Source organism: Peribacillus sp. NPDC046944 (genome assembly GCF_050272735.1).
Lineage (GTDB): Bacteria > Bacillota > Bacilli > Bacillales > DSM-1321 > Peribacillus.
The window spans coordinates 514,446-532,790 of sequence record NZ_JBNNML010000001.1 but is presented as its reverse complement, the minus strand read 5'-3'; the positions used below and the strand labels follow the sequence as shown (position 1 = coordinate 532,790).

Sequence of the window (18,345 nt, the reverse complement as noted above, 5' to 3'; positions counted from 1 at the left end):
CTGTTGTTTAATTAACACTTCATAACAAATTGTGAATAGGCATCCAAAAAAATGAATGGTACTATCTATTTTATTGACAAGGTGTTAAAAAAGCAAATGAAGTGAGGGGTAATATGTCGGAACCAATCAATAAAAAGGTATTATTAACCGTGTTGATTTTAGGGTGTTTTTTATCCACTTTAAATCAAACCCTTTTAAACGTTGCACTAAGTAACTTAATGGAGGTATTTTCTGTATCTGCTACAACCGTGCAGTGGATATCCACTGGGTTTATGTTGGTGAATGGGGTGTTAATCCCGATTACGGCCTATTTAATGAAACGTTTTTCTACACGCCAATTATTTATAAGTTCGATGCTGTTTTTATTAATTGGCTCTATTTTGTGCGCGGTAGCACCGAATTTCGCTATTTTACTGATGGGACGTATGATTCAGGCCATTGGGGCAGGAATTATTATGCCATTGCTAATGAGCGTCGTCATGTTTATTTTCCCTCCAGAAAAAAGGGGAAGCATGATGGGGTTGATGGGACTGGCGATCATATTCGCTCCAGCCATTGCACCGACATTGGCCGGTTTCGTTATTGAATATTATTCATGGCGCTGGTTATTCATCGGGATCATTCCATTTGTCGTGATCGTCATATTATTAGCGGTGAAATATTTAATCAATGTTTCGGAAACAGAAAAAGTGAAGTTGGATGTAGCAAGTGTTATTTTATCAACCATCGGATTTGGTCTTATTCTATATGGCTTCAGTAATGCCGGGAGCCATGGGTGGGATGATAAGGTTGTCATAATGACCATACTTGTAGGGATTGTGACGATAGCGATTTTCTGTATGAGACAAATAAAATCATCTGATCCGTTCCTTAACTTATCGGTTTTTAAGAATAAAGTATTTACGCTAACTTCCATCATTAACATCTTCGTTACGATGATGATGTATGCGGATATGATCCTATTGCCGATCTATTTACAAAATGGTCGAGGATTCACTGCATTTGACGCCGGTTTATTATTATTGCCGGGTGCTATCATCAACGCCTTGATGTCTCCGGTCACGGGGAAATTGTTTGACCGCTTAGGCGCGAAACCGGTATTCATCATCGGGTTGATTTTCATCATTCCGTCCATGTGGGTGGTTACAGATTTAACCGAATCGACGACCTTCGTCTTTTTGATGGTGCGGACCATTTTCCTTCGCATAGGATTGAGCTTTATTACGATGCCATTAAACACGGCCGGTTTGAATGCCTTACCGAAAACACTAGTGACACATGGTACAGCCGTGAATAATACGGTTCGCCAAATTGCAGGGGCAATTGGAACGGCTATTGTCGTTACCGTGTTTACGGCACAAACGACAAAGCATGGGGAAATATTGTTGGGGGATACACCAAATGCTACAGGTGAATCCATCCGCGCACTAGCTTCGATTTTGGGTTCGAGTGATGCCTATTATTTCATGACCATCCTAGCGATTATCGCGTTCGTGTTAACCCTGTTTGTTCCGTCTAAAGCAAAGATTAAACAACCATCATAATTGGTCAGCCAGTACTTTCGGGTACTGGCTTTTTTCTATCCTTATGAATCTCATTCTGCCCCAGTATTCTACGGGTAGTGATTAGAAGACTATTAATACTATCATCGCAACGGCCATAGATTATAGGAATCCATGGCAACGGGGTGATGGCGATGACAGAGGAAGCAAATGGAGGGGAAGGGAAACTGATTGTATGGGACACAACGGAATACCAGCACAGAACAGATGAAGAATACGATCATTTGTTGGAGATCTCCGATTATAAGGTGAAGGTGACTTTGAAATTCGCTAAGAGTGAGGCGAGGAACGAGGTGGCGAGAAAAGGGCTTAAAGCGTTTTTTAGGGGGATATGGTTTTGAAGCACCGTTTTAATGAGGGTTTTATTTTAACCGAATGAAACAGGGAAAAAGGGGTGTGAAAATGAAACGGGTTTGGTGCCTGTATCGAGTATCCACCATGAAGCAGATGGCTACGGATGATGATATTCCCATTCAAAAAAACGCATGCCAAGAATTCGTGAAAAATAGGCCGGATTGGCGCATCACTCATGAAGTAATAGAAAAAGGGGTTTCGGGCTGGTCGAAGAAAGCGGACGAAAGGGATGCCCTGAATACGATTAAACAAGGGGCCCTGGACAAGGAATTGGATGTTCTTTTGGTGTTCATGTTTGACCGATTAGGGAGGCGGGAGGATGAAACGCCTTTAATCGTCAATTTCCTGAATCAAAATGCCGTAGAGGTCTGGTCCACGCAAGAAGGAAAGCGGAACACGGAAACACATATCGACAAGCTGTTGAACTATATCAGTTTCTGGCAATCCGACGGGGAAAGCCAGAAAACTTCTATGAGGGTTCGAGAAGCTAAAAAGCAGCTAAGTGAGCAAGGCTATTTTCAAGGTGGGGCCGCCCCGATTGGTTATAGAATCCTCGAAACAGACCGGGTGCATTGGAAGAACAAAGACAGGCACCTGAAAGAGTTGGCGGTGGATGAGGAAGAGTCGGCCATGATAAAGCTGGTCTTCAGTTTATACGTGGACCGACACATGGGGTATCGAAAAATTGTTGATTACTTGAACAACAAAGGCTATCGAAATAGGGACGGGAACATATATGGGGTAAGTACCATTCAGCGCATCTTGGCCAACCCGATTTATATCGGGAACAAACGCTATAAAGGCTTTAATGGGGAAGACGGAAATACACAGCCATATAATGAGAAGTTACGAATTATTCCGGATGAAGTATTCAAGGAAGCGGAGCGGATCAGGAGTGCAAGGAGCACTAAATTATACCAACAAGACAAGGAAGGCATCCCATTGGCAGGGAAGCTGATGTTTTCGGGGTTGGCCTATTGCCAGTATTGTGGGGCAAAGTTGAGTGGAAACTACTTGTATCGCAAAAGTAAGGGGAAGGAGGATCACTCCGCCAAAGTTATATATCGCTATAGGTGCCCGCTCAATAAAGGCAGGATGAATGGCGAACATGTAAGCAGCACATGGGAAGGCAGAAAATACGATGCCATCGTGATGAAAAGGGTGAAGGCCGTTCTGTCTCAACTGGATATGGGCTCCTACTTCGCTCTCTCCTCTCACAAGGCATCACATCTAGCCCAGCTTGAGCGGAACCTAAAGCAGCTGGAGAAGGAACATCAGGTTCTGACGAAGCAATTGGCTAAGCTACATGGTGAAATCATCAAATCATTGGGGGGAGATAGTGCATTCACCCCGGACCAACTGTCGGGTGCCATGGGAAGTGTAGAGAAAAAGTTAACAGAAAATACAGCACGTATGACAGGATTGAAAGCAAATATCGAAAAGGAAAAAGAAGCCTCATCAAGGCATGTCGATCTAGCTGAGCAGTGGGAGAGTGAATTCGATCAGGCGGACAATGATTTGAAAAAGGCTATGCTTTCCAGGGTTGTGGATAAAGTGGTTTTTGGAAAAAATGAAGTCCAGATTACGTTCAATTTAGCTCTTCGGGAATGTTTACATGAAAATACGGAGGAACTTCCTGATAGCGAGGCGCCTTGAAGTATGCATTTTGTTACTGGATGCGAATGCGGTCGCGATGTTCGCAAAATCAATATTCTGAATGAGCGTCAGATCTTTTTGCGGGTCGATATTGTGTTTTTTCAAGACAAATTCCCCCGCCATTTGCGGCATTCCGCCTTTACGCTGTCCGAGGAAGGTGGAGTCTTTCAACATATCCCATTCAAAATTTTCAATCTTTTCACGTGAAACAAGGAAGGTCCCATCCGTTTGCGTTAGCTGGGCAAAGTTAATGACCGGGTCACTGGACCCTTGCGCCTGGACATAGATGGATGTTTCCGATCCGACGAGTGCAATGTCCGCACCATCAGACAGTAGAGTGGTCATCGTCTTATCGCCGCCAGCAGTCGTTTTTAAATCGATTTTTAGGCCTTCTTCTTCAAAAAAACCTTTTTCAATCGCGACATATTGCGGCGTATAGAAAAGCGAGCGTGTCACTTCGGCCACACGGACCTTCGTCGTTTCTTCTTTCTTTGAACCACATGCCCCAAGGGGAATGACTAGCATGCATACAAGTAAAAATAGGACACCCGCTTTACACCATTTCTTCAATTTACCTTCCTCCTTGATATATAGGAATTTTGCCTATCTTATCGTATGAACGAGTGGGAAAATGGTGAATGCCTAACAGGGGATAAAATCGATTGAATGTTTTACAATAAGGGAAACAGAAAGGGGGAGCGGAACATGGAGAACGGAAGGATGATTTCAAAGCAACGGTTCCCTTCACCACATCCTGGCATTCACCTTTTTTTAGTCACATACATGTCTCAAGGTTTGAAGGTAAAGGGATTACTGGCTGAGCCGGTGGATGGGGACATTCACGATGCTTTCCTTTATTTACGGGGTGGCATTAAAAACGTCGGCAAGGTAAGGCCTGGACGTATCATCCAGTATGCGGCAGAAGGGTTCATCGTCTTTGCCCCGTTTTATAGGGGCAACCAAGGCGGCGAGGGGGACGAGGATTTTGCCGGAGAAGATCGGTTCGATGCGATAGCAGGCTTTAACCTGTTGGAGCAGCATCCACGGGTGAATAAGGAGCATATTCATATCCTCGGCTTTTCCCGGGGTGGCATCATGGCACTATGGACGGCGATCCATTGTCAGACGGCTGCGTCCCTTGTCACATGGGGTGGAGTGTCGGATATGTTCATGACGTATGTCGAACGAGTCGATATGCGGCGGATGATGAAGAGGGTCATCGGTGGTAGTCCTAAGAAATGCCCGGAGCAATATGAATACAGGACGCCGTTGTTTGCCATCGAGGAATTGAATGTTCCGGTTCTGATCATTCATGGGGAAAGGGATGATAATGTATCGGTGGAACACGCCTATCGACTGGAAAAAAGGTTGAAGGCCCACGATAAGCCTGTCGAAAGTTGGTATTTCCCACAATTCACGCATTTTTTTCCGCCTGCGGTCAATCGAAAAGTGGTCGAAGATTTAACAACTTGGATGAAAAGTAAAACCGAATAATGGTAGAATGAAGTATATTGACCAGAGGAGGAGATATACATGGGCATGCCTATGGAACTCAACACCATGATCGTGACAAAGGGAAACGAAATTCGTGAAGAAGAAAATGTGTTCAGCCTGACGAAAGCCGGGTACCGCTTATATCCAATCGACATCCCGATTGATGTCCGTAAAACGATTCAATCCGATTCAAGTGGAACGGCCGTCATCCGCAAAGTCGAATGGATGAATGAAAAAACCAACATTACATATCAATTGATCTCACTGAATTCAACAAATTGAATACATGAAGCGCATGCGAATCTAGCATGCGCTTTTTTATGTGGTAGAGAAAGGACGGAATTCGACCGAACTATCCAGCATTCCGCCATTGGTGGCACATAATTCGACGTTCGTGCGATTAATTCGACATTCACGCGGATAATTCAACATTCACAGCGTGCAGACCGGTCGTGGGCCGTTGATTCGCCCACGTTATAAGATCAAACCGAAATTTTATGAAGAATTGTTTGATATTTATAAAAAATCCGGGACACCGGAGTATAATGGATGAGATATTGCTGTTGAAAGAAGGAATGTAGATGGAGGATATTAATCTTTATACGTTGCTGTTTTTGGTGATAGCGGGTTTCATCGCTGCGTTCATTGATTCTGTTGTGGGCGGGGGCGGTCTTATTTCCATACCTGCTTTATTGTTTACGGGAATTTCACCATCTGCGGCTTTAGCGACGAATAAGTTTTCGAGCTCGATGGGTTCCTTGACGAGTACGATTTCATTTATTCGGGCAGGGAAAGTGAACTTCAAATTTGTCATCAAGTTTTTGCCGCTGACCATAATCGGGTCGATATTGGGGGCCTATGTCGTTCACTTTGTTTCGCCTGACATATTGAAGCCGTTGATTCTGTTGATATTAGTGATTGTCGCGATTTACACGATCGTCAAAAAGGATTGGGGTAAAGAAACCTTGTATAAGGGATTGACCCGGAATAAGCTCATCCTGATGTTAGTGGTCATTTTTGCAATTGGTTTTTACGATGGTTTTCTTGGACCAGGGACGGGTTCTTTTTTATTGTTTGCCTTTTTGATCATAGGATTTGATTTTGTTCAAGCGGCTGGCAATGCCAAGATTTTGAACTTTGGCAGTAATATTGCAGCACTCGTTGTTTTCCTATCGATGGGCACGGTCAATTTTGCTTACGGAATTCCGATGGGAATCGCCATGGTGGCCGGGGCTTTAGTCGGGACGAACTTCGCGATTAAAAAGGGATCTTCCTATGTTAGGCTATTATTCATTTGCGTCACCGTCTTATTGATCGGCAAGAATATCTTAAACTATTTCCATGTGATTTAAATGCAAGTATACATACCAGTGGCCGTGGAATGATCTGCGGCTGCTTTTCCCTGTTTACAGAATGGAATTTCTGTGTGATAATTGCCTGACGAACGTTCGTTAGGATAATGAGCGTACCAGTGCGGGTAAAATATTGGTTGATGAAGGGTGAAGGTAATGAAAAGTGAAGAAATTAAAAAAGCGGCACTCAAACATTTTGCGGTTAACGGATATGAGGGCACGTCGCTTTCTCAAATAGCTGATGATGTGAAAATTAAAAAACAGTCGATTTATTCTCATTTTAAAGGAAAGGATGATTTATTTTTAGCCGTCCTTACAGATGCCAAGGAGATGGAGCTATCCTTTTATGAGGCGTATTTTAAGCAAAAACAAGATCCGGAAAGGACGCTATATGGATTCTTGGATGAGATGAGAAGGATGTTTCAGGAAAATGAGAATTTAAAGTTCTGGCTCAGGATGGAGTTCTTTCCGCCTACTCATTTGTATAAAGTGGTGCAGCGGGAAGCGGCGGATCTCGAGAATCAACAGGAAGCACTGTTAGAAAAGTTATTCGATTCATGGATAGCAGAAGGGGCGATTCGTTCGGGAAATGCCCGGACGCTAACATTGGCCTACACAGGTGTGATCGTGGCCATCTTGGTCGAACTTGTATACTCCGATGACCCTAAGCGGTTGGAAGATAAATTTGACGCATTATGGACCGTATTTTGGAGCGGAATTTCCAAGTAAGGTTAAGCAATAGGAGATGGGAACATGGCAATGAGAGAACAACAACAGAAAAGTCTTCTGGAAATAGAATCGACGGGAAAGATCTTCTTACGCTATTTGATTCCTTCCATGATCGGAATGATCTTGATGGCATTGAACTTTGTCGTGGATGGGGTCATGGTCGGTAACAAACTTGGGTCCGTTGCCCTTGCAGGGGTAAATATTGCTGGACCCATTTATACCATTTTTGTCGCCATGTCGATCTGGATTGGTGTCGGCGGTGCAACGCTATACTCCCAAAGCATGGGAGCGAAGGATTATGTGCGTTCCCGCTTCATTTTTACGCATTCCATCGTTCTAATTACAGGCTTCACCATCGTCATTGGTTTGATTGCCTATATGTTTCACAATCAGCTCGTTTTCGCATTAGGGGCAAATGAAGCGACCGCTCCCTTTGCGACGGATTATATGAACGTTTTCTTGATGCTCGGTTTTGTTTTCACCTTAGAAAATGCCTTGAGTATTTTTATCCGGAATAATGGAAATCCGACACTGGCCATGACGGCATTGATCGTGACGGCTGTTTCGAATTTCGTATTGAACTATATCATTTTGTATGTGTTTGATTTAGGGGTGCGTGAAATCGCGTTTGGGACAATCACCGCGTCGGCGCTTGGAATCGTTGTGCTTTCCGCCCATTTCTTCACGAAGAAAAACACCCTTCGTCTGGTCAAGTTCCGGTTTGATAAGCGGCTTTTCCTTTTGACCATGTCAATCGGCTTTCCCAGCTTTTTATCTGAACTCGGTGTATCCGTCTTTACGATTGCGCATAATAATGTGTTTTCCCGGTTGGCGGGAACGGACGGATTGTCCGCCTTTTCCATCGTCAATTATGCCCACAGTGTGATGCTATTGATGTTTCTTGGCATCGGGTCGGCCATCCAACCGCTCGTTAGCTATTACCATGGAGCAAAAGATGAGAAGCGAAAACGCGAGACGGTTCGCATCGCCATTTTTACGGCCATCGGTGCGGGGGTATTCATTACCTTACTCGGACAAGTGACGGCACCGTATATAGTTGCTTTATTCGGAGACTTTTCACAAGACGTGAAGGAACTTGCGACAATTGGCATTCGGATTTTCTTTGGCGGGTATATTCTGATGGGGGTCAACTTCGTCATGATGACCTATTTTCAATCGGTCGGGCAAGTCAAGATGGCAGCCTGGATCACGATTGGCCGGGAATTTCTCTTCATGCTGATATTCCTGGTAACCCTTCCTTTCCTCTTCGGAACCAATGCGGCATGGCTGTCGATTCCTTTATCAGAAGTAGTCATTTTCTGTACCATCCTGCTTTATTTGAAAAGAGAAGGTACGTTTTTTGGTAAAAGAGGTCATGGAATTTAGAGATCACCTATTCGGTGGTCTTTTTTTGTTTTTTAAAATTTCTGAAAAAATATTGACAGAATGATTAACTCTGTTATATATTATTAATACAATAAATATTTTGTTATATAACAGAGGAGGAAAAGTAAAATGAATATGTATACTAAAGCGTATGAAACCTATTTAATGACTTGCGAAAGATATGGAATCGAGTCGATTAACTTTCACCATTTCATCAAACATTTAACCAAGGATCAGTTAGACGAATACAGCAAATTAGCCATTTAAATTGAAAAGGACGTGTTCTTGTAGATGGATCTAGCCGATGTGGAAGCCTTATAGAAACCCCACCCGTTACGAATAGTAGAGGTGGGGTTTTGTTATGTCTAAAAAGGAAAAAGTGATATGGATTCGACGAGGAAACCTAATGACTCTTTAGCGAGCATTAGGTTTTTTTTTCCTTGAAGTGACAAAATATTATGTAGAATATGGTAAAATAGATATAGGACTTTATACTCTTATATGATGGTCAAAGAAGATAGAAAACCGACTTGGGGGATGCTATATGAAATTAACTTTATCAAAAAAATTATGGGGTAGTTTTTTATCTTTACTTGTATTTTTATTGGCCATTGGAACTGTATATTTGTTGATTATCGATGATCTTAATAAACAATATACGTTTTTATTGGATAATCGCGTGAAAAAGACTCAACTTGTGGATGACCTGATCATCAATCAGCAAGATTACTCCAACGATATTCGGGGATATATGATCTATGGAGATGCCAAGTATTTAGAAGGCCGGTCCGAGAAGTATGATAGGTTTGAAGGTGCCTATAAAGAGTTAGAAAAGACGATGGAAAAGAAAGAAGATCGGGTTTTACTGGAAGAGGCATATAAAGCAAAACAGAAGTATACAGAACTTTCAGAACAAATAATCAATAATGTCCAGAAAGAGAAAACACAGGAAGCTTTGGTCATTGCGAAAGAGACCAGTGTACTAGAAGAAACAATCATCGAAAAAGCCATACAGTTAAGTGACAACCAGAAGGTTTATATGCAAGAGAAAAGGAAAGAGATTGATGCTTTGGTGAAGGATATGCTGAGCTTCATCACGTTGGTCATCATCGGAGGCTTCATACTTAGTATCGTGATGCCGACTGTCCTGAGTCGCAGCATCACCCGTCCGGTCCGCAAGCTCACTGCGGCTATTGGTGAGGTTGCTGGAGGAAATCTCCAGGTGGAAAGCATACAGGTCCGGAACAAGGACGAGATTGGGGAAATGGCCGGTGCATTCAACAAAATGGTTAATGAACTGAAGTCGATAGTCTCGAGTATGAGGGATTCTTCGAGCCAGTTAGCCGTTCAAGCGGAGCAAATGTCGGCCAGTTCCGAGGAAAGCCTTGCCTCTTCGGAGATGGTTGCTAAAACGGCAGAGGATAATATGCAAGGAACGAATCAGCAAGTGGTCATTATTGAAAATTCGGTGGATTCCATGAATGAAATGGCTGCAGCCGTCGGGAGAGTTACGGAAAGCAATGTCGACATGCTTCAATCTGCTGAAACGGTGAATTCGCTAGTTCGTGAGGGATCATCCAGCATGAATGCGGTGACAAAGGAAATGAATCATATCAATTCCACCATTCAGGACTCGGCGAAAATCATGGAAATGATGACGAGCCATTCAAGTGATATTCAAAGAGTGACAGCCTTGATTACGGACATTTCCGACCAAACCAATTTACTGGCATTGAATGCCGCGATCGAGGCTGCCCGTGCCGGGGATCATGGAAAGGGTTTTGCGGTCGTGGCAGATGAAGTCCGGAAACTGGCTGAGCAATCGAAATTGTCCGCCTCAGAGATTGCAAACATGGTCAGCATGATTCAAGATGCGACCAAAAAAGGGGTGGAATCCATCAAGATGGGAACCAAGAAAGCGGAAGATGGACTCATTGCCTCGGAGAATTCCTTGCAGGTGTTCGACCAGATCAAAGTGGCAGTCGGTGAAGTGGGAAAACGGATAGAGTCGGCATCCAATGCTATCGAAGACATTCAAGCCATGACCGAAGAGGTGGCAGCAGGGGCCACTTCCGTAAAGGAAATTGCGGTGAGCGCTGCTGAACGGGCACATGATACAAGTGCAGCCACAGAAGAGCAGCTAGCGGCGAATGAACAGATTACGACAGGCGCCCAATCACTAGCAATCCTGGCCGAAAACCTACAGAAGGAAGTAAGCCATTTCAAGATTTAAGAACACGATGAAGAACCCGAACGAAGAACACCACTCACACGGTGTTTTAGTCGTTCGGTTTTTTTCTGTTGCAATGCGGTTTGTCACATGAAATAGGAGGAAGGGGATGGGGATAGCCAAGGGGTGTGCGCGTAGAAAGCTAATGTGAATATGGGGAAGAGGAGGATATCCACGGACTATGCATTCTTGCTTTGATGATAAAGAAAAGGACCAAGCGATTTTCGCTTGGTCCTTTTTCCTATCTTTATTATGCAATCGGCCCGCCAAGTTCTTCGATTTCGTTTGGTACGCTACCGAATTTCTTGAAGTTTGCACGGAATTGAGCGGCAAGGTCTTTTGCTGATTTTGTGTATGCAGCAGGGTCTGCCCATGTTTTGATTGGTTGAAGCACTTCATCAGGAACACCAGGAACATGAACCGGAATGTTCAAGCCGAAGATATCATCTTGAACGGTTTCAATGTTGGCTAATTCACCTTCAAGTGCTGCTTGGATCATGGCACGAGTATAAGCAAGCTTCATACGGCTTCCAGTTCCATAAGCTCCGCCAGTCCATCCTGTGTTAACCAGGTATACTTTTGCGTCATGCTCGTCGATTTTTTCTCCAAGCATTTCAGCATAGCGTGTAGCAGGAAGTGGTAGGAAAGGTGAACCGAAGCATGTAGAGAATGTTGCTTCAGGAGACGTCACGCCTCTTTCTGTACCTGCCAATTTGCTTGTGTATCCGCTCAAGAAGTGGAACATGGCTTGTTCTTTAGAAAGTTTGCTGATTGGAGGCAGTACGCCAGAAGCATCAGCCGTTAAGAAAATGATTGTATTCGGGTGTCCCGCAATACTTGGATTCACGATGTTATCGATCGCTTGCATTTGGTATGCAGCACGGGTGTTTTCCGTTAATGAGCTGTCATCGTAGTCCGCCACGCGTGTTTCGGGATCTACCACGACATTTTCCAATACGGCGCCGAAACGGATGGCGTCGAAGATCTGTGGTTCTTTTTCACGTGAAAGGTTGATGGTTTTTGCATAGCATCCGCCTTCGATGTTGAATACACCGTTAGAAGACCAGCCGTGTTCGTCATCACCGATCAGTTTACGGTTCGTGTCGGCAGATAAAGTCGTTTTACCAGTACCGGACAATCCGAAGAATAAAGCGACATCGCCTTCACGACCTACGTTTGCCGAACAATGCATCGGAAGGATTTCTTCTTCCGGAAGTAGGTAGTTCATGATTGAGAAAATCGATTTCTTCATTTCACCTGCGTATTCAGTTCCACCGATTAGGATAGTACGGCGTTCGAATGATACCATGATGAACGTTTCGGATTGCGTTCCATCAACTGTTGGATCCGCTTTGAAATTAGGTGCGGAAAGGATGGTGAATTCTGCTTCATGCCCTCTTAGTTCTTCGTCATTCGGACGGATGAACAATGTATGAGCAAAAAGGTTGTGCCAAGCATATTCATTAACCACTCGGATAGGAAGGCGTGATGATTCGTCTGCACCAGCAAAACCTTTGAAGACAAAGACTTCTTCTTTTGTCTTTAAGTAATCCACTACTTTACTATATAGTTTATTGAATACTTCCTCGGAAATGGGTTGGTTCACTGGGCCCCAGTCAATTTTGTCCTTTACAGAAGCTTCTTCCACAATATATTTATCTTTAGGTGAACGGCCCGTGTATTTGCCCGTTTCAGCTTTTACTGCGCCGGTTGAAGTTAAAACGCCTTCATTTCTGCTTAATACTTTTTCAACTAATTGAGGAACTGAGAGTTGAGTTTGCACATTATTTCCTGCTAATAATTGGTGTAACTCATTAACGTCAACAGAATTCATATATGAGATACCTTCCTTTGTTTAAGTTTTTATAATACAATTAGTATAACACATTGGATTAAATAGTCTATACTATTTAACTTTTTTTGTGAATGAAAATGGAATAGTCACATTAATCAATTATCTCACTTCGAGTGTAACCTTATGTATAGTGCGGGCATATACTTGCAGTGAGTCATCCTGGATGGATGTTTTCGAATCTGGTTGAATCGGGAGACGATCTGGATGAAGTGAATCTAGGATGTGAAAAACGATTGCTGCCGCAAGTCTTTGTGAAGTCCCGTTTTAGGATTAGTGTACCTTTTCATTTATAATAGGAAGAAAAGAAGTGAACAACCATTTATGTATCTGAAAAAGGGATGAATATGGGGTTCGGATGGTATGTTCATTTTGTCTGATTTATCCATTGTAAGTCAATGGTCTTATCTTCTTAGTTTACACTCTTTAAGGATACTATTTATATTCCGGCTGTGCCAGATAAAAAGTTTTTTTATTTTTCATTGGGGAAAAATGTTCTATTTAGAAAAACATTGACAAATTCAGACTAAATACGATAGTATCTTAAATTGTACGGATTCTCTTATCCCGAGTTGGTGGAGGGACAGGCCCTTTGAAACCCAGCAACCTGCCATATTGAACTTGACTCCAAGGTCAATCGCCGAAAATAAAGCGATGAACCTTCAAGGAATAGTGGTGATGGTGCTAACCTGAGCAAGGTAAAAACCCTTGAACGATAAGAGTGAAAGGATAGATGATAGAATTTTTAAACCTTTCCTCATTTGCCAGGGAAGGTTTTTGTGTTTTTATTCATTAATTCTGTGTCTATGATTGAAACTAATAAGGGAAACGAGTTCCGTAAAAGATCAGGCTCATGCCTACAACATACTAACTTCCAAGGAGGAAATAAGATGTCAAAGAAACGTCTATTTACTTCTGAATCTGTGACAGAAGGCCATCCGGATAAAATTTGTGATCAGATTTCAGATTCCATTTTAGATGCAATCCTAGCTAAGGATGCTAATGCGCGCGTTGCGTGTGAAACAAGTGTAACGACAGGTCTTGTACTTGTTGCTGGAGAAATTACAACATCGGCTTACGTGGATATTTCACGCATTGTCCGCGATACGATTGCAGGTATCGGGTACACTCGTGCGAAATATGGTTTCGATGCCGAGACTTGTGCCGTGCTAAGCTCGATCGATGAGCAGTCTGCTGATATTGCAGCGGGTGTTGATAAAGCATTGGAAGCACGTGAAGGTACGATGTCCGATGAGGAAATCGATGCTATCGGTGCAGGGGACCAAGGTCTTATGTTCGGATTCGCGTGCAATGAAACGGAAGAGCTTATGCCACTTCCCATTTCATTGGCTCATAAGCTATCATTCCGTCTTTCTCAAGTTCGTAAAGATGGCACGCTAAGTTATTTACGTCCTGATGGAAAAACGCAAGTAACGGTTGAATATGATGAAAATAACCTACCTGTACGTGTAGACACAATCGTCATCTCCACACAACATGATCCTGAAGTGACACCTGAACAAATTCAAGCCGACTTAAAAGAACATGTGATTAATGCGGTCGTACCGGCTGACTTAATCAATGAAGATACGAAATACTTCATCAACCCGACTGGCCGTTTTGTAATCGGCGGACCTCAAGGGGATGCTGGTCTTACTGGCCGTAAAATCATCGTTGATACGTACGGCGGATACGCTCGTCACGGCGGCGGTGCTTTCTCTGGTAAAGATGCAACAAAAGTGGACCGTTCTGCTGCATATGCCGCTCGTTACGTTGCGAAGAACATCGTGGCTGCCGGCCTGGCTGACAAAGCGGAAGTGCAATTGGCCTACGCAATCGGCGTGGCTAAGCCTGTATCCATCTCAATCGATACATTTGGAACGGGAACAGTAAGTGAAGAGGTGCTAGTGGAATTGGTAGAGGCGAATTTCGACCTACGTCCAGCTGGTATCATCAAGATGCTTGACCTACGTCGCCCAATCTACAAGCAAACAGCTGCATATGGTCACTTCGGCCGTACAGATGTTGATTTGCCTTGGGAGCGTACGGATAAAGCAGAAGCTTTAAAAACACAAGCTAAAGCGTAAATCATATGAGAAAAGGTGCCTTGCTTTAATGCAAGGCACCTTTTTTGATGGGCAAAAATAGGATTAAATATGGCTTCCTAGGGAATAATTCAAGGAATCCTATTTTTAGCTAAGCGTTTTTTTGTAATCATACGATTGGTGTTACTTTATTCGGTCAGCCTGTTTATAGAGTTGTCCTTTTTCAGCATATTCCCGGACAATGCGATCCATATCCTGGCGATCTTCCTCATTAATTTCACGAACGACTTTGGCCGGCCTTCCAAAGGCTAAGGTGTTCGGCGGGATAACCTTTCCTTGGGGGACAAGGCTCCCTGCACCGATGAAGGCACCTTCACCGATTTCCGCTCCATCAAGGATGATCGAACCCATGCCGATGAGGGCTCTCTTTCGAATTTTGCAGCTATGTAGAATGACTTGGTGGCCAATGGTCACTTCATCTTCGATTATCAGTGGGTTATTGGGACTTTGATGAAGTACGCTGTTATCTTGCACGCTTACTCTTTTCCCGATGATGGTGGGTGCCACATCGCCGCGAATGACGGTATTGAACCAGATCGTTGATTCATCACCGATTTTGACATCGCCTGTCACGACGGCATTTTCAGCAAGATAGGCGCTTTCGGAAATTTCTGGTTCCATGCCTTTGAATGGATAAATAATCAATTTTCATCATTTCCTTTCCGAAGTGGATAATTTTGCTGTATTATTTTAATATACCGTATCAAAATAGCCTTGGCTACTATTTGATTGAGCACAATTAATTAGGTTTCGTTTTTGTCGAAAACCGAAAATGTGGTTATAATTTACCATATAGATTATTTTTCATTCTGCATGGAACGTTTACAACTAGAGAAAAGTGAAAGGGGGATTTCGAATGTGGAAATGGGAGACGGACGGAGATGCAAAAGGCGTCATCGTCATTATTCATGGGGCAATGGAGCATCATGGCCGTTACAAGTGGTTAACACAAATGTGGCTTTCAGCCGGATACCATGTCGTCATGGGCGACCTACCCGGGCAGGGAATGACGACACGCGCCTTCCGGGGGCATATCGATTCCTTTGACGAATATTTAGAAGAAGTAAAAAGCTGGATTGAAGATGCATACGATTATTCCCTTCCTGTCTTTTTATTAGGACATAGCATGGGTGGGTTGATTGCGATCCGCCTGCTTCAGGAGGAAGAATGGGACATCGCGGGGGTCATTTTATCATCGCCATGCCTCGGTCTGATGACGCATCCTCCCAAATACTTAACCGCCATTTCACACGGCATGAATATCGTGATGCCAAAATTCCGGGTGGATTCTGGGTTAACTCCCCAAATGGCGACGAGGAATTCGGAAATCCGTGAATCGGATACGAACGATACATTGTACATTACCAAGGTTTCCGTTCGCTGGTATCGGGAGCTTGTACAGGCAATGAAGGATGCTTTTGAAGAGATTCCGGAGTTTCAGGACGTGCCTTTACTGATGATGCAGGGCGGAGATGACAAGGTCGTCAACAAAAAGGCGGTCCGGGAGTGGTTCAACTATAACTTGGCCAGCGAAAAGCAATACAAGGAATGGCCGAAACTATATCATGAAATTTTCAATGAACCGGAGCGGGATGACGTATTTCAATATGCACTGAGTTTCGTTGAAAACCGGTTGAAGATATTGGGCTATGTCGTTTAAATAAGAAAAAAGCTGCTGAGAAACTTCAGCAGCTTTTGTTTTAGAGGAATTTGCAAAGACATGTTCGAACGGCTTCAATTCTTCCATCGTGTTCTATCTTCGGTCAATGCAGTCAGGCTAGTGACGAATTGGCCATATGATTCACTTGTATCCCGTTTGATTTTCTCAGTCAATAAATCTGCCCTGCCAGTAACGAAGTCGATAATTGTTCCATGTTTCTACACCCACTTATCCATTTTTTCCTCATTATAATGGGTAAAAGTTTAAAAGTTCGAAAAAATCGGTCGAAATTACAAAAACACCACCGTTTATTGAACGGTGGTGGGAGTTCTACCTTTTTTCTATCGCAATGAGGAACGGAGGAGAATGAACTTGGTTGATGAAGTCGTATTTCAGGACATGGGCTTTTTGTTGAGACAGGTTCTGTACATAGTGCATCAACGCATCCCGTTCCGTTTCTCCTCCTGGATGGCCGTGATAGATGACGAGGACGATGATGCCCTCTGGCGCCATCATGTCGAACAGTTTTTCCAGAGAAGCGATTGTCGTATCGGCTTGCGTGATGATCGATTTATCGCCTCCAGGTAGATAGCCAAGGTTGTAGATGGCCCCGGTGATCTTTCCCGCATGTTCCCCGGTGATATACGTATCAAGCTGTTCATGTCCATCGTGGACGAGGGTGCAACGCTTTTGTAAATGTTCCGTTTCCAATTTATTCGCGGTAGTGTGAATGGCTTGCTCTTGAATGTCAAAACTATAGACATGACCGGTTTCGCCGACCAATTGGGCGAGAAAGACGGTATCATGGCCGTTGCCCATCGTTCCATCAACGGTGATGTCCCCTTGTTGAACGGCTCTCTCAAGAAGTAGCTTCGCAAAATCCAAAACGCGATCCAGCTTCATGGTGATGGGACCTCCTCTGATTGATAATGTTTTCCCTGCCAGCTATTGCGGCGTTTCAGTTCGGCATCGATGGCGTTCAGGACATCCCATTTATTGACGCTCCACATCGGCCCAATCATCAAGTCTATGGGGCCATCGCCGGTAATGCGGTGGACGATCATTTCTGGGGGAATGACTTCCAACTGATCGCATACGAGATTTACATAATCGTCCCGTTCAAGAAATTCAAGCATTCCTTTTTCATATTGCTTGACCATCGGCGTTCCTTTCAAAAGGTGAAGCAGGTGGATCTTGATTCCCTGGACATCAAGTTTAGCGACTTCACGTGCGGTCTCCATCATCATTGCATAACCTTCGTTAGGCAAGCCATTGATGATGTGGGTACAGACCCGGATCCCGTGTTTACGCAGTTTATCGACGCCTTCCTTGTAGCAAGCATAGTCGTGGGCCCGGTTGATCAAGTTCCCCGTTTCATCATGGACCGTCTGCAGGCCAAGCTCGACCCAAAGATAGGTACGTTGATTCAGTTCGGCTAGATAGTCGACTACATCATCAGGCAGGCAGTCCGGGCGTGTCGCGATGGAAAGCCCGACCACTCCTTCCTGAGTGAGGACGCTTTCGTATTTTTCACGAAGCTCTGCCACGGGTGCGTGCGTGTTCGTGAACGCTTGAAAATAGGCCATATACTTGCCGTCTTTCCATTTGTGGTGCATTTTTTCACTGACTTTCTTAAATTGGACATCAAGCGGTTCGACGCGATCGCCTGCAAAATCCCCCGATCCTGCGGCACTGCAGAAGGTGCAGCCGCCATGTGCGACTGTGCCATCACGGTTCGGACAGTCGAAACCGCCGTCAAGCGCAACTTTGAAAACTTTATGGCCAAAGTGATGGCGTAAATGGTAATTCCAAGTATGATATCGTTTGTTATCCGTTGCATATATAAACGGGTTTGCTTGATCCATATCAGCAACCTCCTACGTGTAATAAAGCGCAACCTATATTATACAACATTCCGGAGAATAGGTCTTTTTCTTAAAAAAGAAGCGTATAATGTATCTTGAA

17 protein-coding genes, 1 pseudogene and 1 riboswitch are annotated in these 18,345 nt (G+C 43.9%); of the genes and pseudogenes, 13 read left to right on the top strand and 5 right to left on the bottom strand.

All coding sequences use genetic code 11. The features are described 5' to 3' along the window. Positions 1 to 113: 113 nt before the first annotated feature. From ACQKIC_RS02735 to ACQKIC_RS02725, 3 genes are all read left to right on the top strand, one after another. Positions 114 to 1,544: a DHA2 family efflux MFS transporter permease subunit gene (locus ACQKIC_RS02735; protein WP_427590954.1), complete on the top strand. Its 1,431-nt coding sequence runs from the start codon at positions 114 to 116 to the stop codon at positions 1,542 to 1,544. Positions 1,545 to 1,696: 152 nt separating this feature from the next. After that, entirely contained in the window at positions 1,697 to 1,903 is a 207-nt protein-coding gene (locus ACQKIC_RS02730; protein WP_427590953.1) for a hypothetical protein, read from the top strand. A 61-nt stretch (positions 1,904 to 1,964) separates the two neighbouring features. Next, positions 1,965 to 3,572 (top strand): recombinase family protein, encoded by a 1,608-nt coding sequence (locus ACQKIC_RS02725; protein ID WP_427590952.1) that lies wholly within the window; start codon positions 1,965 to 1,967, stop codon positions 3,570 to 3,572. An 18-nt stretch (positions 3,573 to 3,590) separates the two neighbouring features. On the opposite strand, the pseudogene ACQKIC_RS02720 reads toward ACQKIC_RS02725, so the two are convergent. After that, positions 3,591 to 4,097: pseudogene (locus tag ACQKIC_RS02720) on the bottom strand (ABC transporter substrate-binding protein); the annotation flags it as partial. A gap of 180 nt (positions 4,098 to 4,277) precedes the next feature. On the opposite strand from ACQKIC_RS02720, the gene ACQKIC_RS02715 reads away from it, so the two are divergent. The 7 genes from ACQKIC_RS02715 (at position 4,278) to ACQKIC_RS02685 (ending at position 10,766) form a co-directional block, all read left to right on the top strand. Continuing rightward, a complete protein-coding gene (locus ACQKIC_RS02715) occupies positions 4,278 to 5,066 on the top strand; it encodes an alpha/beta hydrolase family protein (RefSeq protein ID WP_402957029.1) in 789 nt (262 codons plus the stop codon). A 39-nt stretch (positions 5,067 to 5,105) separates the two neighbouring features. After that, the gene (locus ACQKIC_RS02710; protein WP_403080354.1) at positions 5,106 to 5,348 is read left to right on the top strand and encodes a DUF2584 domain-containing protein; all 243 of its coding nucleotides are present in this window, start codon (positions 5,106 to 5,108) and stop codon (positions 5,346 to 5,348) included. Between the two features lie 299 nt (positions 5,349 to 5,647). Next, positions 5,648 to 6,418, top strand: a complete 771-nt coding sequence (locus ACQKIC_RS02705; protein ID WP_402875132.1) for a TSUP family transporter — start codon at positions 5,648 to 5,650, stop codon at positions 6,416 to 6,418. A 156-nt stretch (positions 6,419 to 6,574) separates the two neighbouring features. Continuing rightward, entirely contained in the window at positions 6,575 to 7,147 is a 573-nt protein-coding gene (locus ACQKIC_RS02700) for a TetR/AcrR family transcriptional regulator (protein WP_427590951.1), read from the top strand. A gap of 24 nt (positions 7,148 to 7,171) precedes the next feature. Then, positions 7,172 to 8,533: an MATE family efflux transporter gene (locus tag ACQKIC_RS02695; protein ID WP_402957033.1), complete on the top strand. Its 1,362-nt coding sequence runs from the start codon at positions 7,172 to 7,174 to the stop codon at positions 8,531 to 8,533. A 129-nt stretch (positions 8,534 to 8,662) separates the two neighbouring features. Then, positions 8,663 to 8,800 (top strand): hypothetical protein, encoded by a 138-nt coding sequence (locus tag ACQKIC_RS02690; protein ID WP_403125336.1) that lies wholly within the window; start codon positions 8,663 to 8,665, stop codon positions 8,798 to 8,800. A gap of 277 nt (positions 8,801 to 9,077) precedes the next feature. Then, positions 9,078 to 10,766: a methyl-accepting chemotaxis protein gene (locus ACQKIC_RS02685; protein WP_427590950.1), complete on the top strand. Its 1,689-nt coding sequence runs from the start codon at positions 9,078 to 9,080 to the stop codon at positions 10,764 to 10,766. 247 nt (positions 10,767 to 11,013) lie between these two features. Here ACQKIC_RS02685 and pckA read toward each other — a convergent pair whose 3' ends face one another. Further along, entirely contained in the window at positions 11,014 to 12,597 is a 1,584-nt protein-coding gene (gene pckA, locus ACQKIC_RS02680; protein ID WP_427590948.1) for a phosphoenolpyruvate carboxykinase (ATP), read from the bottom strand. Between the two features lie 577 nt (positions 12,598 to 13,174). Then, positions 13,175 to 13,337, top strand: a riboswitch (SAM riboswitch). Positions 13,338 to 13,505: 168 nt separating this feature from the next. On the opposite strand from pckA, the gene metK reads away from it, so the two are divergent. Further along, complete coding sequence (gene metK, locus ACQKIC_RS02675; protein WP_427590947.1) at positions 13,506 to 14,702, top strand: methionine adenosyltransferase; 1,197 nt, start codon at positions 13,506 to 13,508, stop codon at positions 14,700 to 14,702. 141 nt (positions 14,703 to 14,843) lie between these two features. On the opposite strand, the gene ACQKIC_RS02670 is transcribed toward metK, so the two are convergent. Next, on the bottom strand, positions 14,844 to 15,362 hold the full coding sequence (locus ACQKIC_RS02670; RefSeq protein WP_402875249.1) for a gamma carbonic anhydrase family protein: 519 nt from the start codon (positions 15,360 to 15,362) through the stop codon (positions 14,844 to 14,846). 214 nt (positions 15,363 to 15,576) lie between these two features. On the opposite strand from ACQKIC_RS02670, the gene ACQKIC_RS02665 reads away from it, so the two are divergent. Both ACQKIC_RS02665 and ACQKIC_RS02660 read left to right on the top strand, forming a co-directional pair. Next, complete coding sequence (locus ACQKIC_RS02665) at positions 15,577 to 16,380, top strand: alpha/beta hydrolase (protein WP_402875113.1); 804 nt, start codon at positions 15,577 to 15,579, stop codon at positions 16,378 to 16,380. Positions 16,381 to 16,440: 60 nt separating this feature from the next. Further along, complete coding sequence (locus ACQKIC_RS02660; RefSeq protein WP_427668526.1) at positions 16,441 to 16,632, top strand: hypothetical protein; 192 nt, start codon at positions 16,441 to 16,443, stop codon at positions 16,630 to 16,632. Between the two features lie 78 nt (positions 16,633 to 16,710). On the opposite strand, the gene ACQKIC_RS02655 is transcribed toward ACQKIC_RS02660, so the two are convergent. Both ACQKIC_RS02655 and ACQKIC_RS02650 read right to left on the bottom strand, forming a co-directional pair. Continuing rightward, positions 16,711 to 17,283, bottom strand: coding sequence for a class I SAM-dependent methyltransferase (locus ACQKIC_RS02655; RefSeq protein ID WP_427590946.1), 573 nt, complete (start codon positions 17,281 to 17,283; stop codon positions 16,711 to 16,713). Continuing rightward, positions 17,280 to 18,245 carry a TIGR01212 family radical SAM protein gene (locus tag ACQKIC_RS02650; RefSeq protein ID WP_403080356.1) on the bottom strand — a complete coding sequence of 322 codons (966 nt, stop codon included), beginning with the start codon at positions 18,243 to 18,245 and terminating at the stop codon, positions 17,280 to 17,282. The genes ACQKIC_RS02655 and ACQKIC_RS02650 overlap by 4 nt, the downstream gene beginning before the upstream one ends. Between the last annotated feature and the right edge of the window lie 100 nt (positions 18,246 to 18,345).

Excerpts from the sequence above, each read along its gene's own strand:
- ACQKIC_RS02715 (WP_402957029.1), top strand. The coding sequence starts at position 4,278 with ATGGAGAACGGAAGGATGATTTCAAAGCAACGGTTCCCTTCACCACAT.
- ACQKIC_RS02725 (WP_427590952.1), top strand. The coding sequence starts at position 1,965 with ATGAAACGGGTTTGGTGCCTGTATCGAGTATCCACCATGAAGCAGATG.
- ACQKIC_RS02710 (WP_403080354.1), top strand. The coding sequence starts at position 5,106 with ATGGGCATGCCTATGGAACTCAACACCATGATCGTGACAAAGGGAAAC.
- metK (WP_427590947.1), top strand. The coding sequence starts at position 13,506 with ATGTCAAAGAAACGTCTATTTACTTCTGAATCTGTGACAGAAGGCCAT.
- ACQKIC_RS02665 (WP_402875113.1), top strand. The coding sequence starts at position 15,577 with ATGTGGAAATGGGAGACGGACGGAGATGCAAAAGGCGTCATCGTCATT.
- ACQKIC_RS02700 (WP_427590951.1), top strand. The coding sequence starts at position 6,575 with ATGAAAAGTGAAGAAATTAAAAAAGCGGCACTCAAACATTTTGCGGTT.
- ACQKIC_RS02705 (WP_402875132.1), top strand. The coding sequence starts at position 5,648 with ATGGAGGATATTAATCTTTATACGTTGCTGTTTTTGGTGATAGCGGGT.
- ACQKIC_RS02655 (WP_427590946.1), bottom strand. The coding sequence starts at position 17,283 with ATGAAGCTGGATCGCGTTTTGGATTTTGCGAAGCTACTTCTTGAGAGA.
- ACQKIC_RS02660 (WP_427668526.1), top strand. The coding sequence starts at position 16,441 with ATGTTCGAACGGCTTCAATTCTTCCATCGTGTTCTATCTTCGGTCAAT.
- ACQKIC_RS02695 (WP_402957033.1), top strand. The coding sequence starts at position 7,172 with ATGGCAATGAGAGAACAACAACAGAAAAGTCTTCTGGAAATAGAATCG.
- ACQKIC_RS02685 (WP_427590950.1), top strand. The coding sequence starts at position 9,078 with ATGAAATTAACTTTATCAAAAAAATTATGGGGTAGTTTTTTATCTTTA.
- pckA (WP_427590948.1), bottom strand. The coding sequence starts at position 12,597 with ATGAATTCTGTTGACGTTAATGAGTTACACCAATTATTAGCAGGAAAT.
- ACQKIC_RS02730 (WP_427590953.1), top strand. The coding sequence starts at position 1,697 with ATGACAGAGGAAGCAAATGGAGGGGAAGGGAAACTGATTGTATGGGAC.
- ACQKIC_RS02690 (WP_403125336.1), top strand. The coding sequence starts at position 8,663 with ATGAATATGTATACTAAAGCGTATGAAACCTATTTAATGACTTGCGAA.
- ACQKIC_RS02650 (WP_403080356.1), bottom strand. The coding sequence starts at position 18,245 with ATGGATCAAGCAAACCCGTTTATATATGCAACGGATAACAAACGATAT.
- ACQKIC_RS02735 (WP_427590954.1), top strand. The coding sequence starts at position 114 with ATGTCGGAACCAATCAATAAAAAGGTATTATTAACCGTGTTGATTTTA.